General features: G+C 31.7%; 19 protein-coding genes. 3 read left to right on the forward strand and 16 right to left on the reverse strand.

Annotation, left to right across the window (positions count from 1 at the left end):
- Positions 1 to 32: 32 nt before the first annotated feature.
- On the reverse strand, positions 33 to 1409 hold the full coding sequence (locus LQ615_RS09185) for an aldehyde dehydrogenase (protein WP_135021527.1): 1377 nt from the start codon (positions 1407 to 1409) through the stop codon (positions 33 to 35).
- 121 nt (positions 1410 to 1530) lie between these two features.
- Here LQ615_RS09185 and LQ615_RS09190 point away from each other — a divergent pair, with 121 nt between their 5' ends.
- Together LQ615_RS09190 and LQ615_RS09195 are read left to right on the forward strand one after the other, a co-directional pair.
- Positions 1531 to 2505: a Gfo/Idh/MocA family protein gene (locus LQ615_RS09190; protein ID WP_016999085.1), complete on the forward strand. Its 975-nt coding sequence runs from the start codon at positions 1531 to 1533 to the stop codon at positions 2503 to 2505.
- A complete protein-coding gene (locus tag LQ615_RS09195) occupies positions 2498 to 2800 on the forward strand; it encodes a hypothetical protein (protein WP_016999084.1) in 303 nt (100 codons plus the stop codon). The genes LQ615_RS09190 and LQ615_RS09195 overlap by 8 nt, the downstream gene beginning before the upstream one ends.
- An 88-nt stretch (positions 2801 to 2888) precedes the next feature.
- On the opposite strand, the gene LQ615_RS09200 is transcribed toward LQ615_RS09195, so the two are convergent.
- The 3 genes from LQ615_RS09200 to LQ615_RS09210 are packed head-to-tail and all read right to left on the reverse strand — an operon-like array spanning position 2889 to position 4724.
- Complete coding sequence (locus tag LQ615_RS09200; protein WP_016999083.1) at positions 2889 to 3164, reverse strand: GNAT family N-acetyltransferase; 276 nt, start codon at positions 3162 to 3164, stop codon at positions 2889 to 2891.
- Between the two features lie 23 nt (positions 3165 to 3187).
- Positions 3188 to 4114 (reverse strand): manganese-dependent inorganic pyrophosphatase, encoded by a 927-nt coding sequence (locus LQ615_RS09205; protein WP_016999082.1) that lies wholly within the window; start codon positions 4112 to 4114, stop codon positions 3188 to 3190.
- 58 nt (positions 4115 to 4172) lie between these two features.
- Positions 4173 to 4724, reverse strand: coding sequence for a cysteine hydrolase family protein (locus tag LQ615_RS09210; protein WP_064205134.1), 552 nt, complete (start codon positions 4722 to 4724; stop codon positions 4173 to 4175).
- 86 nt (positions 4725 to 4810) lie between these two features.
- Between LQ615_RS09210 and LQ615_RS09215 the strand changes: the two genes are divergently transcribed.
- Positions 4811 to 5938 carry a glycosyl hydrolase family 28-related protein gene (locus LQ615_RS09215; RefSeq protein ID WP_239704074.1) on the forward strand — a complete coding sequence of 376 codons (1128 nt, stop codon included), beginning with the start codon at positions 4811 to 4813 and terminating at the stop codon, positions 5936 to 5938.
- 77 nt (positions 5939 to 6015) lie between these two features.
- Here the strand turns inward: LQ615_RS09215 and LQ615_RS09220 are convergent, their stop codons facing one another.
- From LQ615_RS09220 to LQ615_RS09275, 12 genes are all read right to left on the reverse strand, one after another.
- The gene (locus LQ615_RS09220) at positions 6016 to 6825 is read right to left on the reverse strand and encodes a prephenate dehydratase (protein ID WP_016999079.1); all 810 of its coding nucleotides are present in this window, start codon (positions 6823 to 6825) and stop codon (positions 6016 to 6018) included.
- A gap of 14 nt (positions 6826 to 6839) precedes the next feature.
- Positions 6840 to 7898 carry a nitric oxide synthase oxygenase gene (locus LQ615_RS09225; RefSeq protein ID WP_239704073.1) on the reverse strand — a complete coding sequence of 353 codons (1059 nt, stop codon included), beginning with the start codon at positions 7896 to 7898 and terminating at the stop codon, positions 6840 to 6842.
- Between the two features lie 65 nt (positions 7899 to 7963).
- On the reverse strand, positions 7964 to 8596 hold the full coding sequence (gene hisIE, locus LQ615_RS09230; RefSeq protein ID WP_239704072.1) for a bifunctional phosphoribosyl-AMP cyclohydrolase/phosphoribosyl-ATP diphosphatase HisIE: 633 nt from the start codon (positions 8594 to 8596) through the stop codon (positions 7964 to 7966).
- Positions 8593 to 9351: an imidazole glycerol phosphate synthase subunit HisF gene (gene hisF / locus LQ615_RS09235; protein WP_239704071.1), complete on the reverse strand. Its 759-nt coding sequence runs from the start codon at positions 9349 to 9351 to the stop codon at positions 8593 to 8595. Before hisF ends, hisIE begins: the two co-directional genes overlap by 4 nt.
- On the reverse strand, positions 9348 to 10052 hold the full coding sequence (hisA, locus tag LQ615_RS09240) for a 1-(5-phosphoribosyl)-5-((5-phosphoribosylamino)methylideneamino)imidazole-4-carboxamide isomerase (RefSeq protein ID WP_016999075.1): 705 nt from the start codon (positions 10050 to 10052) through the stop codon (positions 9348 to 9350). Before hisA ends, hisF begins: the two co-directional genes overlap by 4 nt.
- The gene (hisH, locus tag LQ615_RS09245; protein ID WP_239704070.1) at positions 10045 to 10626 is read right to left on the reverse strand and encodes an imidazole glycerol phosphate synthase subunit HisH; all 582 of its coding nucleotides are present in this window, start codon (positions 10624 to 10626) and stop codon (positions 10045 to 10047) included. The genes hisA and hisH overlap by 8 nt, the downstream gene beginning before the upstream one ends.
- Positions 10623 to 11201, reverse strand: a complete 579-nt coding sequence (hisB, locus tag LQ615_RS09250) for an imidazoleglycerol-phosphate dehydratase HisB (RefSeq protein ID WP_016999073.1) — start codon at positions 11199 to 11201, stop codon at positions 10623 to 10625. The genes hisH and hisB overlap by 4 nt, the downstream gene beginning before the upstream one ends.
- Entirely contained in the window at positions 11173 to 12183 is a 1011-nt protein-coding gene (locus LQ615_RS09255; RefSeq protein WP_239704069.1) for a pyridoxal phosphate-dependent aminotransferase, read from the reverse strand. The genes hisB and LQ615_RS09255 overlap by 29 nt, the downstream gene beginning before the upstream one ends.
- Before the next feature lie 3 nt (positions 12184 to 12186).
- A complete protein-coding gene (hisD, locus tag LQ615_RS09260; protein WP_239704068.1) occupies positions 12187 to 13443 on the reverse strand; it encodes a histidinol dehydrogenase in 1257 nt (418 codons plus the stop codon).
- Positions 13433 to 14050: an ATP phosphoribosyltransferase gene (gene hisG / locus LQ615_RS09265; protein ID WP_064211552.1), complete on the reverse strand. Its 618-nt coding sequence runs from the start codon at positions 14048 to 14050 to the stop codon at positions 13433 to 13435. The genes hisD and hisG overlap by 11 nt, the downstream gene beginning before the upstream one ends.
- 9 nt (positions 14051 to 14059) lie before the next feature.
- Entirely contained in the window at positions 14060 to 14890 is an 831-nt protein-coding gene (locus LQ615_RS09270) for an ATP phosphoribosyltransferase regulatory subunit (protein WP_016999069.1), read from the reverse strand.
- 175 nt (positions 14891 to 15065) lie between these two features.
- On the reverse strand, positions 15066 to 16238 hold the full coding sequence (locus LQ615_RS09275; protein WP_064204887.1) for an MFS transporter: 1173 nt from the start codon (positions 16236 to 16238) through the stop codon (positions 15066 to 15068).
- Positions 16239 to 16276: the final 38 nt, after the last annotated feature.

A 16276-nucleotide genomic window follows, 5' to 3' on the forward strand; every position in this document is an offset into this window, starting at 1 on the left:
TTATTAAAATAAGATTTTTGTCCCACTCTTATTTATTTTTTAAACATTGCTCTGACGTATTTCCCTTTACCCTTATAAGGGGGGAAGAGCACGCCTGTTTCTAATTTCGTCGTTTTGAACATAATTCCTTTTTGGTTACTGAATAATTCAAATGATGCTTTTCCATGATAACGACCGATACCAGAGTGTCCTACACCACCGAAAGGCAAGTTATGATTGCCAACATGCATTAACGTATCATTGATGCAACCACCACCAAATGATATACGATTAACAACTTCATCTGTATGATTCTCATCTTCACTAAATAAATATAGAGAGAGTGGTTTAGGTTTATTCTTTATGAATTGTATCGCATCTCCGAATGCATCGTACGACATAATAGGTAGAATTGGTCCAAATATTTCATCTTCCATTAAAACGTCATCAAACTTCACATTATCAACAATTGTAGGTTCTATATAACGATCTGTTACGTTAGTTTCTCCACCATAAACAATTTCACCATTTGTATTATTAATGAGCGAATTCAGTCTATTTGCATGTTTCTCATTAACAATTCTGCCAAAATCTTCACTGTTTTTAGCATTTTTAGTATAAAACTCTTGAATAGTTGATTGAATTGCTTTAATAAATTGTTGTTTGATTGATGCGTCAATAATAACATAATCAGGTGCTACACAAGTTTGACCTGCGTTGATAAATTTACCAAAAGCGATTCGTTCTGCTGCAACTTTAATATTAGCTGTTTTATCTACAATAGCTGGACTTTTGCCACCTAATTCTAGCGCAACTGGTATAAGTTGCTTACTCGCTTGTTCATATACAATTTGCCCAACTTTTGTAGAACCTGTAAAGAATATAAAATCAAACGGTTGTTGTAATAATTCTTCTGTTACATTTTGTTCACCAGTTATACAAGATATGTATGAAGCGGGGAATACATCTTCAATTATTTGTTGAATAATCTGACTCACATTAGGCGTAAGTTCAGAAGGTTTAACGACAGCACAGTTTCCTGCTGAAATTGCGCCAATTAATGGTTCCATTACTAATTGGAATGGATAGTTAAAAGGACCGATAATTAAAACCGTTCCATAAGGTTCGTTTACAGTATAACTTTTTGCAGGAAATAAGAATACTGGCGTATTTACGTTTTTCTTGCCAGCCAAGTTCTTGACATCCTTAAGCATCAACGAGATACTTTTGTAAATGTAACCAATTTCTGTTGCATATGATTCAACTGAATTTTTACCTAAATCTTGCTTTAATGCTGCTAATAATTCTGTTTCATGCGATTTAATAGATTTTTTTAATAATCTAAGTTGTTTTTTTCTGAATTTAATATCCTTTGTTATATCGCTATCAAAAAATGATTGAATTGTCTCGAATTGGTTTGCTATAGTCAAAGTTAATATCTCCTTTATAACTTCTATTGTATATATTTTAACAATAGTTATAATTAAAAGCGAAGTCTTTATTACTAAAAAGTAAAAATTAACAAAAATTTATTAAGAAAAGGTGAACATCATGAAATTTGGTTTTATAGGTACAAATTGGATAACTGATAAGTTAATAGAGTGTGGTAGACAAACAGCTACTTTCGAACCTTATGCTGTATATTCTAGAACAGAAGAAAGAGCTAATTATTTTAAAGACAAACATGATTTAAAAGAAATTTTTACAGATTTAAATCAATTTTGTGAATCATCCAATTTTGACGCTGTATATATTGCTTCACCTAATGCATTTCACTTTGAACAAGCAAAGTTGGCAATTGAAAATAACAAACATGTTTTAATAGAAAAACCAGCTACTATCAATGTGGAACAATTTGAAGCATTATCTAAACTCGCACATGAATATAATGTAACTGTTATGGAAGCGATGAAATCAACTGTATTAAAACCATTTTTACAGTTTGCTAAAGCAAATGCAGATATCGGAGAAATACGTTATGCAGATTTTCACTATCATCAATACTCTTCTCGATATGATAAATATAAAGAAGGTATAGTTGAAAATGCTTTTAAACCAGAGTTAGGAAACGGCGCATTAATGGATTTAGGTGTATATGCAGTTGCACCGGCTATCCATTTATTCGGATTACCTAAAGAAATAAAAGCAACAGGGTTCAAATTAAATACAGGGGCTGATGGCCAAGGTAATGCGATTTTAAATTATGATTCATTCCAAGTCACAATAAGTTATTCTAAAATATGTGATCGACCAAGCCCTTCTGAAATCATTGGAGAAGATGGTTATGTAACTATCAATAAGATAAGTGCTCCTACTGTTATAAATGTATTTAATAAAGATGGTTCAATAAAAGATACTTATAGCGATAGTGATGATTATACAATGAAAGAAGAAATAGAAGAGTTTATAAAATGTATTGAAAATAATAAAATAGAGTCTTCTATTAATACACACCAAAGAACGATAGACACTTTGAAAGTATTAGATGAAATTAGAAATCAAGTAGGGGTTCAATTTAATGACTAAAAAAGTCATAATAACCGTTAGTATTATTATCATTATATTAATTGTTATTGCTACAACTGTGCCGTTTAAACAAGAACCATCATCTACTACAAGAGTTGTTGTGGATCACTTTAATCATAAATATGCTTTTCCAAACTGTTATGATTATGAAACAGCATCAAATTATATTGATGAAGTTACATTCAAAGATGCAAAAGACCTTGGTTATCCACCAATGAATAAATGTACAGAACAAGAAGCTAAACCAAAACATAAAACACTTTTGAAAAGATTAATAGAAAGTACTGATATATAAGTGGTGAGACATTAGTTTCTAGATTGAAAAAGCCTCCTAATCCGTTAGATTTTTAATTAATGGATTAGGAGGCTTTTTACTTAAATTATTATTTCTTTAATACGTCGTGTGTGCTTTGGTCTTTGTCCATAACGTCTTTCACATATGGACATACAGGGTCTATAACTTTGCCTTCGTTTCGGGCCTTGTCAATAACAGTGTCTACTAACTTTCTAGCTGTTCCTTGTCCGCGTAGTGACGGGTCTACAAACGTGTGATCAACTACGAGAACATTACCATCTGAATCATGATACGTGATTTCAGCATCAAATTGATCTTCTGATTCTCCAACATAGAACTTGTTCGTACCTTGTTTAATTTCCATTGCAAACACACTCCTTATAAAAGTTATTTACCTAAAACATCATCAATTGGTGGTACTACTTGCTTCTTACGTGATACCACGCCAGCTAATAATGCTTGGTTGTTTTCTAACTTAGTACTGAATGCTTTTTCAACAGCTTGTTGTTCTTTACCTAGAGCAATAACTGTTGAATCACTATTTAGTATATCAGTGATGATGAATACAAATAAATCATACTGCTCATTAGCAATGATTTTATTGATTTCATTTTCAACATCTTCTTTGATTTCTAATACTTCATTAACATCAACTGTGTTAACTTGAGCAACTCTAACAACTTTATCATCCATATTGAAAGATTTAGCATCCATATTTAATAGGAATTCTGGTGATTTACCTTTAACAGATGCACCAGCTTTAAGCATCTCTAGACCATATTCATTTAAATCAACATTGGCAATTTTCGCTAATGCTTCACTTGCTTTAATATCTTCTTCAGTACATGTAGGAGATTTAAATAATAAAGTGTCTGAAATAATTGCTGAAATCATTAAACCAGCAATTTCTGGTTTGATTTCGATGTTATGTTCTTCATACATTTTTTTAAGGATTGTCGTTGTACACCCAACAGGCTCTGCTCTGTAGTATAAAGGTGCAGCTGTTTCAAAATTGCTAATTCTGTGATGATCAACCACCATAGTAACTGTAGCGTCTGCAATATCATCAGCACTTTGTTGGAATTCATTGTGATCAACTAGGATAACTTCTCTATCTTTTACAGAAGTTTCTAATAGTGATGGTGCTTCTACTTTGAAGTAATCTAAAGCGAATTGTGTTTCGTCAGATACTTCTCCTAATCTTACTGCTTCTACATCATTACCTAATTCTTTTTGTAAGTCTTGCATTACTAAAGCTGAAGCAATAGTATCTGTGTCAGGATTTTTATGTCCAAAAATTAATGTATTTACCAATGTGAATTCTCCTTTTACTATCATTATTCTAATATTTATTTTAACACGAACGAAACGTCTATTCTACAACAGCGCCTAGACTATTTTCAAAATGTGTAAGCGCCCAATCATGCCCAGCTTGATTGAAAGATGCCACGCAATTTTTTGGAATATAAATTTGATAATTAAGGTTGTAAGCATCGACAGCAGTATGTAAAACACAAATATCAGTACATACGCCAACAATTTCTATTGTATCAATATTGCGCTCTCTTAAAAGGCTATCTAAATTAGTTCCATAAAATGCGCTATATCTAGTTTTATCAATCCAAAATACATTTTTTTGATTTTTAATTTGTTCATATTGAGGTTTTAATGATTGATATAAATCGCGACCTTCAGTACCTACGATATTGTGTGGCGGAAATAATTTAGTTTCAGGATGATAAGGGTCGTCTTTATGATGATAATCCATTAAATAGAAAATATTTTCGTCATTTTTATTATATGAGTCAATTTTACTAAATATATTGTTTTCGATTACTTGTCCCGGCTCACCACAAGTTAAGTTACCATTTTCTGCTACGAAATCATTTGAATAATCCACTACTATTAATGCTTTCTTCAAAATAATATCCCCCTAATTGTTTATATTTAATAATCGGTGTAATATGTTTATAAGAAAAGTATACGCTAAATCAAGGTGGTTTTGAAGTTATGACTAGAATAATTAATGTTGCAAATTATGGTGCCAAAGGTAAATGTGGCGTTCTAGATACTTTAGGGATTCAACTCGCTTTATTTGAAGCGAGAAAAGGGCCAGTAACTGTTTATATACCTAAAGGTGAGTACCACATTTTATATGAACTTGTGATTTATCGTAATACAAATCTTATATTACACGATGATGCTACACTAATAAAAAAATCTCCTAGCGCTATGTTGAAAAATGGACACAGTTTTAAGAAATATTATGGTTATGAAGGACATGGCAATATTAATATAATTGGTGGCACTTTTGATGCATATGGTCATACTAATAATACAAATAACACGATTATGTCGATAGGTCATGCTAATAATATTCAGATTCATGATGTCACGTTTAAAAATGTAGTAGGGGGACACGCTATTGATGCCTGTGGTTTGGATGGATTTTATGTGACGAATAGTCATTTTCTAGGTTTTAGAGATGATAGTGGCACAAGATCTTTCAGTGAAGCTATCCAAATTGATATACAAACAGAAGGAGCATTCCCTAAATTTGGTGCAACAGATGGTACGGTTACAAAGAATGTAATAATAGAAAATTGTTATTTTGGAAATTCCGGAGATATGAATATGTCTGCATGGAATAGAGCTATTGGGTCACATGCAAGTATGTATGATTGCTTTTATGAAAACATACATATACAAAATAATAGATTTGATGGGTTGGGAGATTATGCAGTAACAATGCTTAAATCAAAAGAAACTACGATTACAAATAACTACTTTGTTAATTGTGAGGGTGGCATTCGTTATTTAGCAGTGCCAACAGGTAAGTATTCTATGGATATCAATAAAGTAGATAAAGGTGCACAGTCTGGTTCCACATTGTTAATAGGTAACAATAAGTTTGAAAATATTAAATCAAAACAAAGTATTCTTATAAAAAGTTATGAAAAATCAATCAATAAAGATATTTATATTTATGATAATAAATTCATTGATAAAATATCTGATAAAATTCAATTTATTAACGCCTCAGATATCTATTTGTATAATAATTTTAACTTATCGCAAATTAAACAAAAAAATGTAGAGCGACTTAATGAAATTATAAAAGGAACTGAAAATAAATAATATTAAGATATAAAAAAGTGCTCACAATCCCAAGGTTGTGAGCACTTTTTTATATCATTTAATTCTATATGTAAAATCTATATATCTTTATTAAAATTACCTAACACGTTAACTTTGAAATCTAATGTTTTTAATATTGTAATTACTTTCTTCATTTCTACGTCATCAGCGCTACAATCAGCTTGCACGAAGAAGTGATACATGCCTAATTTTGTTTTTAAAGGACGTGATTCAATCCATGATAAGTTAATGTTAAATAAAGCGAATGTATTTAAAATGCTTGCTAATAAGCCTGGTTTGTCTTCATCAGGTGTTATAAGTAAGATGCTATCTGTCGCTTTTTCAACTCGTTTTTGTTCAGAGGAAAGCACTAAAAATCTAGTTGTGTTATGTGGATAGTCTTCAATATGTGTTGCTAATGCGATAACATCATTGCGATCTTTTTCTAACCCCATTGGTGCAATTGCTCCAGTGTGTTCATCTATTTCATCTAAACTTTGCACAGTACTGTTTGAGTAACGATATTTAAATTGATGTTTTGTTATAAATTTTGACGTTTGATTAATAGCAGGGGCAATTGATACAACTTCTTTAATATCTTCTAAATTTGTACCTTCTTTAACGTATAGTGAAAAAGCTATGTCTAAATGTAGTTCATCGATAACATGAACTTTTTGTTCTGTTAGTGTATCAGCAATAATATTAATTGTACCTTCTATTGAATTTTCAATAGGGGCAATAGCTATACTATCTTTATCTGATTCAATTGCTTTTACAACTTCATATAAGTTAGATTGTGGTATGTAATCAGTAATATTTTCATTTTTATAATTTAATGCTGCCATATGTGAGAATGTCCCGGTAGGACCTAGATAGTATAATTTCATAAAATTCTTCCTTTCTAATGAAATGGACATTTATTGCCTTTCTTTTTATATAAAAAATTTGGACTTCTTGTTTCATTATCATATCCTTTATGATAATTATGTACAAGAGATGGTGACAATGGTGGGGCAAGCCAGCTCCATTTCCCAGTAACTTTACGATTTTTATTTTCTTCATTTTCTTCAAATTTCTTGAACTGTTTTGATGCTGTGTAATGGTCAACTATTGATACACCAGCTTCTTTAAATGAATGGTAAACAGCATAATTAAATTCAACTAATGCTCTATCTCTCCAATAACTTGTGGTCTTAGTAGTATCAAGGTTTAATGCATTAGCAATATCTTTTAGCTTGTCGTAACGATATTCATCAGTAAAATTACGTACGCCAATTTCCGTCTCCATATACCAACCGTTAAAAGGAGCGGTGTGATAATAAAGGCCACCGATTTCTAAATCCATATTTGAAATGATTGGAACAGCGTACCATTTTAAGCCGAGTTGCTCTAAAAGGGGATACTCATCATGTTTAATAAGTATTTCTTTTATGAGATTGTCTTTATAAATATGATAATTTAATGGTTGTTGTTTATAACGATATATTAAAGGTAATAAATCAAAATCAGTGTGATCACTTTTCCAATTTAAATGTTCAGCTAATTGAGTAATATTTTTTGATTTTGGATCACCCTTATTTTCGTAACCTGCATATCTAATGAGTTGTTCATTTTTAATTTCAAAGTCATTTGAATAAATACTAATTAATGGTCTGATTTTTCCGTTGTTGGTAGCTATTTCAATATGATTTTCTATAGAGTGGACAAAATCTATTTCATTATCAATAAAGCGCATGTCTCTAACATTTAATTTATCCCAAAACAGTCTTCCAATACATCTATTAGAGTTTCTCCACGCAACTTTAGCACCGTATATTAACTCATCTGTTGTATGTTTATAAGTGTTTGTTTTATTTATTTCATTGATTATTTGTTGGATTCTTTTCTTTGTTTCTTCGTTATCGATATTTAATTCTTGATGCATAGATTTAATAAAAGCAGTCGCTTTTTCCTGTAACATATTAACACCTCTATGTTCTAGTATAAGCGACTGCATATTTTTAACAATATTTGATTTATGACAATTTACCAATTTTTTATATCGTTTCGTTCACCTTTAAAATTTCCTGATTTTTTATGACGTTCAGATAGTACTTCTTTTACTTCTTCTATTGATACGCCTCTATCACGAAGTAAGACAAATAGGTGATACAATACATCGGCCACCTCATTTTTAAGTTCTTCATTATCTTGTTTCATTGAAGCAATGACAACTTCAAATGATTCTTCGCCAAACTTTTTAGTGATTTTTTCAATACCTTCATTTAATAAATATTGTGTATAAGATTGAGAACGGTTTGATTGAACACTTTCTTGAATAGTTTCTTCTAAAGATTCTATAGAAAAAGGCTCATCGGTATTAAAGCAACTTTGCGAACCTGTGTGGCACGTCGGACCATCTGGGTTAACTTGAATTAAAAGTGTATCATCATCACAGTCTAAATTTATGTCTATCACATGTTGAATATGATTTGATGATTCACCTTTTTTCCAAAGGCGTTCTTTACTTCTTGAATAAAACCAACAAACTTTATCTTGAACTGTTAAATTAAAAGCTTCCTCATTCATATAGCCAAGCATCAACACTTGTCCTGTTTTATAATGTTGCAATATAGCTGGTAGTAATCCTTTAGAAAAATCTGGGGAAAGGTTATTCATCTCACGTCAACTCCTTCTTTTGCTAAATGAGATTTAACAGCTTGAACTGTCGTTTCTTTATCATGAAAAATACTTGCTGCTAAACCAGCCGATACATCAGTTTGTTTGAATAAATCTACAAAGTGTTGACTGTTTCCGCCACCACCTGAAGCGATGATAGGTATAGAAACATGTTTCTTAATCTCGCTAAGCAAAGTATGGTCAAAACCTTGTTTAACACCATCATAATCCATACTTGTGACTAATAGTTCACCTGCACCTAAAGATTCAACTTCTTCAACCCAATCTAACACACGTTTATCAGTTCTTTTCTTTCCACCATGTGTATAACAATACCAATCTTGTTTATCATCTTCCCATTTAGCATCAATAGCTATACAAATGCATTGCTTTCCAAATTTTTCACTTGCTTCTTTAATAAAAGATGGATTGTTAAGAGCGCTAGAATTTAGTGAAATTTTATCAGCGCCATGGTTAAGTAGTGATGATATATCATCTATAGTACTTATACCGCCACCGATTGTTAAAGGAATGAATAACTTAGATGCAGTTTCAGAAATAATATCTAACATCATTTGATGTCCATTTTCAGTTTTAGAAATATCTAAAAAGACAAGTTCATCTGCAGCTTCGTTATTATAGTATTCAGCTAACTCAATAGGATTACCGATATCTCTTAAACCTTTAAATTGAACGCCTTTAACGACACGCCCATCTTTTACGTCTAAGCATGGGATTATTCTTTTCTTTATCATGAAATGCCCTCCCAAAATGAATCTGTATTTGCTGCTTTTCCGACAATCGCTGCGTGAACATTTAATCTTTCTAGTTGTTCAATGTCTTGTTTGCTACGAATACCACCAGAAGCAATAATTGGTATATTAGTCGAGGTTACGAGACGCCCAGTGAGTTCAAAGTTAGGGCCTGATAATTTACCGTCTTTAGAAATGTCTGTATAAATAATGCCACCTAGTGGTAAGCCATCAATTTGCGTAATAAATTCAAATAAATTGATACCGGCATCGTCAATCCATCCATTTAATTTAATTTCTTCAACATAAGCATCAACAGATAAGTAAATTTTGCCAGGATATCTATGCGCAATTTCAGATAGCCAATTTATATCGCTTATACCTTTAGTACCTACAATAATGTATTCAATCCCTTTATCGAAATAGGCGTCTATCGTTTCAAGTGTTCGAATGCCACCGCCAACTTCTATAGGTAAATCTGTTAAATGTACGAGTTGTTCTATGTAGTCTGATTCAGTAGGTTGTTGATTTTTTGCACCAATTAAATCTATTACGTGAATTCTAGACACGCTTTTGAATTGTGAGTAAAATTTAATTGCTTCTTCAGCTGTTCTATTCATAGATTCTTTAGAGTCATATTTTCCTTCTGTAAGTCTTACATTTGTTGAATCAATTAAGTCAATTGCTGGCCAAATTTCAATCATGTAAAAAACCTTCCTTCAAAGCTTTGTCTAGTATTTTTAGTCCAAAATCACCGCTTTTTTCTGGGTGAAATTGTATACCGATAATATTTTCTTTTTGAACAATCGCTGTTATAGATTGACCATAATCGGCTGTCGCTACAATAGGTAAATCAGTTGTTACATGGTAAGAATGAATAAAGTAAACATCTTTATTTAGTAATGGATGAGTACTCTGTAAAGTGTTCCAACCTAAATGTGGAACAGGGTAGGGACTGCTAATAGGAACAACTTTGCCTTCTAGTAATCCTAGTCCTTTAGTTGAACCTTCTTCACTAAATTCAAATAACACTTGCATACCTAAGCAAATACCTATAATACGATGACTATCTTTAATGTCGTGAATTACACGATCAAGTCCACTTTTTTGAAGTTGCAACATCGCGTCTTTAAAATGCCCGACGCCTGGTAATATAACGTGAGTACTTGATTTAATCATTTCTTCATCTGATGTTAGTACAGCATCGTAACCTAAATTTAGCAATGCGCGTTCTATATTTTTAATGTTACCTAAACCATAATCAATTATCGCAATCATTCGATCACACCTTTAGAAGAAGGGATACCTTCATAATCATTTGCACTTAAAGAAATCTTAAGACTTCTAGCAAATGCTTTAAAGATACCTTCTATTTCGTGGTGTGTATTTCCTCCTCTTAATAAATCAATGTGGGTCGTAAGACGAGCATTAATGACAAGCCCTCTAAAAAATTCTTCAACAAGTTCAGTATCAAATGTACCAACTTTTTCTCTTGAGAATTCAGCATTAAAAGATAAATAAGGACGACCACTAATATCAGTTACAGCACGCGCTAATGTTTCATCCATCGGGATATAGAATGAACCATATCTTGCAAATGACTGCTTATCTTTAATAGCTTCAAGTAATAATTGTCCGATAACTATACCGATGTCTTCAACAGTATGGTGGTCATCTACGTAAGTATCTCCATCTACTTCTATGTTTAATGAGATACCACTGTGGAAGCTAAACAAAGTTAACATATGGTCTAAAAAACCTACACCGGTATTAATATTTGTTTCGGTATTTTCAAAAGATAATTCGATATCAATATTAGTTTCTTTAGTTGTTCTTTTCTTGCGATAAGTCATATGATTTCCTCCAGTCAATTACAATTTGTTCTAATTCATTCAATTGGTGTTCAGTAGCGATAGAATAACGTACAGTATGCGACATTCTATTGTCATCATAAAATCTAGGGAAGAATCCGTTACTGTAAATGTATTCTCCTAAATCATTTGCTAAGTCACCATACGTTAATACAAAGTTTGTCTTAGAAGGTATAACATGGATGATATCACTCACATGTTCTTCAAATATATCGCGCAATTGTATGCTTAAATTTCTCTGTCTGTTTATTAACGATTGAACCCGATCTGTATCATCAAATAAAGACTTAGCGATTTGTAAAGTAAGTGTATTTAAAGGATATGGATGAGCAATACCATTTAATTTTTGGATGGTCTTTTCAGTAGAAATGACAATTCCTACTCTTAAGCCTGCTAATGCAAAAGCTTTACTCAAAGTTCTCATTTGAATGACATGGTCCTCTAAGTCAATTACATATGCATCACCAAAATCCAAATATGCTTCGTCAATTACAAAATATCCTCCGATTTCTTTCATAAGTTGAGAAATCTCGTTTAAAAATTGTTCAGGATACTGTATGCCTGAAGGATTGTGAGGGACACTCATTATGAAAAATGCTGGTTTAATGCGTCTAATTTCATTTAAGATTTTATATAAAGAAAACGTGAAATCAGGTTCTGCATCAACATAATAAATAGGTCGTTTAATTTGTTGAGCGTACGCAGTATACATAAAGAAATCTGGATTTAAAGTTAGAACAGGACCTTCAGGTAGAGCAATCATACATTTTTGAATCCACTCATCGGAACCATTAGCTGCAGAAATCTGATTAAGAGATAATCCATAAAAGTTAGCATAAGATTCAAGAAATGCATCATACTCTTCATCTGGATAGAAATTAAATTCTGATGAAGCAATAATTTCTTTTAATTTTTCTGACTCCATAGCAGGTATGGGGCTTTCATTTTTATTAATCCTTATCATATATCAGTACTCCTTGTTGTTATTTAATCTGATTTCTAGAGATTTTTTATGTTGATATAAGCCTTCCTCATCAGCAATTTTAATCGCACTAGGTGCAATTTTTTGAAAAGCATATTCATCTAAATGTATAACAGAATGGCTAGTTAAAAAGTCATTTACTGTTAAACCATTTGAGAATCTTGCTGTTTGGTCCGTAGGCAATACGTGACTTGGCCCAGCAGAATAATCTCCGATAGCTTCCGGTGAATATTGACCTAAGAACATCGCACCAACATATTTAACTTTGCCTATATATATACTAGGATCAGTTGTTTGAATGGATAAATGTTCTGGAGCTATATAGTTAACGATATCAATAGTTTCGTTTGTGTCAACTGTATGAATAGGGTAGTGATAGTCAGAAATACTTTTTTCTATAATCTCTTTTCTTGGAGAAGCATCAATCGCTTTTTGTAAATTTTGGCTTACTTTAGTTAAAAATGATTTGTCTGTTGATATAAGAAAAGTTCTTGCTTTCTCGTCATGTTCTGCTTGAGCTAAGATGTCTTGAATGATGTAATCTACATTAGAATAATCGTCCGCAATAATGGCTATTTCACTAGGACCTGCGATTTGATCAATACCAACGACGCCATATAATAATTGTTTACTTAAAGATACAAATTGATTACCAGGACCTACTATTTTGTCGACTTTTGGAATTGTTTCAGTTCCGTAAGCTAAAGCAGCTATACTTTGTGCACCACCAACTTGGAAGACGCGATTTACGCCAGCAATATAACATGCAGCAAGAATAGCTGGATTAATACCACCTTTTTGAGGTGGTGTTACGACTGTAATTTCTTTAACATCTGCAACTTTTGCTAATGTTGCAGTCATCAATACAGTAGAAGGGTAACTTGCTTTTCCACCGGGTACATAAATGCCGACTTTTTCAATAGGATGATAAAGTTGGTATGTTTGACCAGTTGTGACATTTTCATGTTTGATTTTCTGTTGAAATGTTTTAATGTTCTCGTGACTATTCATTAATGCCTGTTTTAATTCTTCAGAAATTAAATTAATGCTATTTTCTATTTCATGTTTAGAAACTTCTAAATTTTCTAGTTTAACATTGTCGAATTTCTCATTATATTTAAATAATGCATTATCTTTATTTTCTTTAACATCGTTAATTATATTTTTTACATTTTCAGTATGGCTAGCTTCAGTGATACAATCTTGTTCAAATTTTTGTTTGAATTCAGTTTTAGATAGCATTAATAGACACTCCAATCTCTTTAATAAAGGATTCTATGCTTTTGGACTTACTAAAGAACGCATGTTTATTGGTTATTAATTTTGCATTAATATCTCCTATAGATTCCTTTTCTTCTAATCCGTTAGATTTAAGGGTGGTACCTGTTTGGACTATATCTACTATAGCGTCTACCATATTAACGACTGCAGCTAATTCTACAGACCCGGACAATGGTATGATGGATACATCTTGTCCTTTTTCTTTAAAATATGCTTTTGTTGTTTTAACGTATGTTGTAGCAATTTTTTTATATTCCGTTACTTCTGGTTTGCTTGCAACAGCAAAATGACAATATCCAAACGGTAAATCGACCAAGTTATTTACATTTAAGTTCTCTTTTTCATCTAAAATATCACTACCTGTAATACCAATATCTGCAATACCTTGTTCTACGTACGTTGAAACATCTTGACCTTTTACTAAGATAAATCTAACGTCCTCACTTTGAATTTGTAATTTTCTCTCTCTATTATTTAATGCTTCTACCCATTTACTGTTTCCGTTTGAATCAATAAATTTTATGAAGTCTTTTAATAAACGACCTTTACTTAATGCAACTGTTAACATAAGAACCTCCTAATTTAATTGGATACCAAAGCCAAATCCTTCTAAAGTGCCATTATAATGACCGCCTGAAGCGATTGGATTTCCATTTTCGTTTTGATAAAGTTGAATAAAACTTCCCACGTAATAAGATTTTGGAGGCATTGTTGTAATATCTAAATGTACGTGTTGAACACCAGATTCTTTAAGTGCCTTTTTCCAAAATTGTAGAGACTGATAAGTAGGGTGATTAACATCAGCAAAAGTTGTTAGAAATTCTAATTGTTTATGTGTTGGTGTTTTTAAAAGTTTTACAACAGGATGTTCTTGTGTTAATAATTTTGATATTTTCGAAATGTTACGTTCGCTTATTGCCTGATACAATTCATCTGTATGTTCTTCTGAAGAAAGCAATAAATCGAATAATTGATAATGACCGATTACAGCAAAATCAATATTTAAATCTAGTTTAGTATGAATAAAATCGTAGATATATTGATAACATTGAAGCATGTCTTGTCTAGTCGGGTTAAAAATTTCGATACCTAGGTTTGTGTGAATATGTTCATTCACTGCGATAGGTCCTGCATAAGTAACACGGGATGCTTTCAGTTGATATTCACGGCTATAATGTTGTATTTGATCTGTCCAATCATTTCTTAAACTATAGAATGAATCACCATTTTTCCAAATACTGCGTGTATCTAAACTATCTAAATCATCTTGTGTTAGTTGTTTCCATTGGAGTTTTTCAATAAAACTCATATCGATTACTTCGAAATTTCTTTCATTAAAATAGTTTAAAAAAGCTAATTCTTTCTCTTTGTTTGAAATAACATCTTCTTTATAACGTACATAATCCATATTATTAACCTCGCTTTTACTCTCTACCAAACTAAAGTGTTTTTTAATTTATAGAGAATACTATAACACGGTTAATTTAACTTATCAATTGAAAGTTCTGAAAATTTGTATAGTTTAAACAATTAAAAAAATAGTCCGGGTCAATTTTTATGTCCCGGACTCTAATATAGAAATTTTATGATTGTGCTGTTTCAGTTGGTGTTTTATGAAATAGTAATAAAATGAACACGATAAATATAAATGAAGCAACCATTGTAAAGAAGACAGTACCATTTGATATTTCAATAATTGCGCCACCTAGCATCGGTCCGATAATACTACCAACACTAAACGACATAGCAATCATTAAATTCCCGGCAGGTAAGTTGTGTCGTGGTGTTAAGTCTGTCATAAAGCTGACACCTAAACCATAAAATGATCCAGTGAATAATCCGGCTGTAAGGAATAGAGCCATCATAATAAATGGTGTCGTTGGTAAGAAGTCGCCCAATAGGAATATAACACTGCCTATTAAGGTTAACCCTGTTAATACTTTTTTACGTCCATGCAAATCACTGAACATACCAATTGGTACTTGGAATAATATTGCTCCAAGGCTAAATGCAGGTAATATTAATGTGATACTTGTTACATCTAAACCATTTCTTAAACCGTATACTGGGAAGTTACTGTGTAAACCAGCTTCAAATAACCCGTATAATAATGGAAACATAAATGCAATCCAAGAAGTTTTGATTACATCACCGAAGTTTTTCAATGTATTAATCATGCTAATAGGACGAACATTAGATGACGGAAATTCATTGTGTATTAATAAGACTAAAGAAATTGTAATAATGGATAGAATTGCAGATAAGATAAATGGTAATGTTTCTGAAACATCTACGAGTTTAGCCAGTAGAGGTCCGAGCATAAACCCAGCAGAAAAACTAAAACCATATACAGAAATGGTTCTACCTAATTTTTCTTTAGGTGTGATATGAGTTAACCATGTTTGTGTACTGAAATGTAACATATTATCGCCAATACCTATTAAAAGTCTTAAAATAAACCAAATGGATAAGGTTTTTAAAACAGGGAATAAGAGTAAGGATAATGCGACTATAGCGCCACCTATTAAAATCATATATTTAAATCCACTGCGACGTACAAGACCTTCAATAAAGAATGAAGATAGAAATACACCAATATATAAAGATGTTGCATGTAATCCATTTAAAGAACTAGAGACACCGCTTCTTTCAAATATGACTGATATTAATGGTAAAAGCATCCCTTGTGAGAAACCAGAAACAGCAACAATGATTGAGAGTATAATAAATAATTTTTTAAATGATGAATTTTTCATTTCGTAGCCCCCCACGTATTTATTTGACATCTTTAGTA

Origin of the sequence: Mammaliicoccus sp. C-M13 (assembly GCF_022386845.1) — a bacterium.
GTDB lineage: Bacteria > Bacillota > Bacilli > Staphylococcales > Staphylococcaceae > Mammaliicoccus > Mammaliicoccus lentus.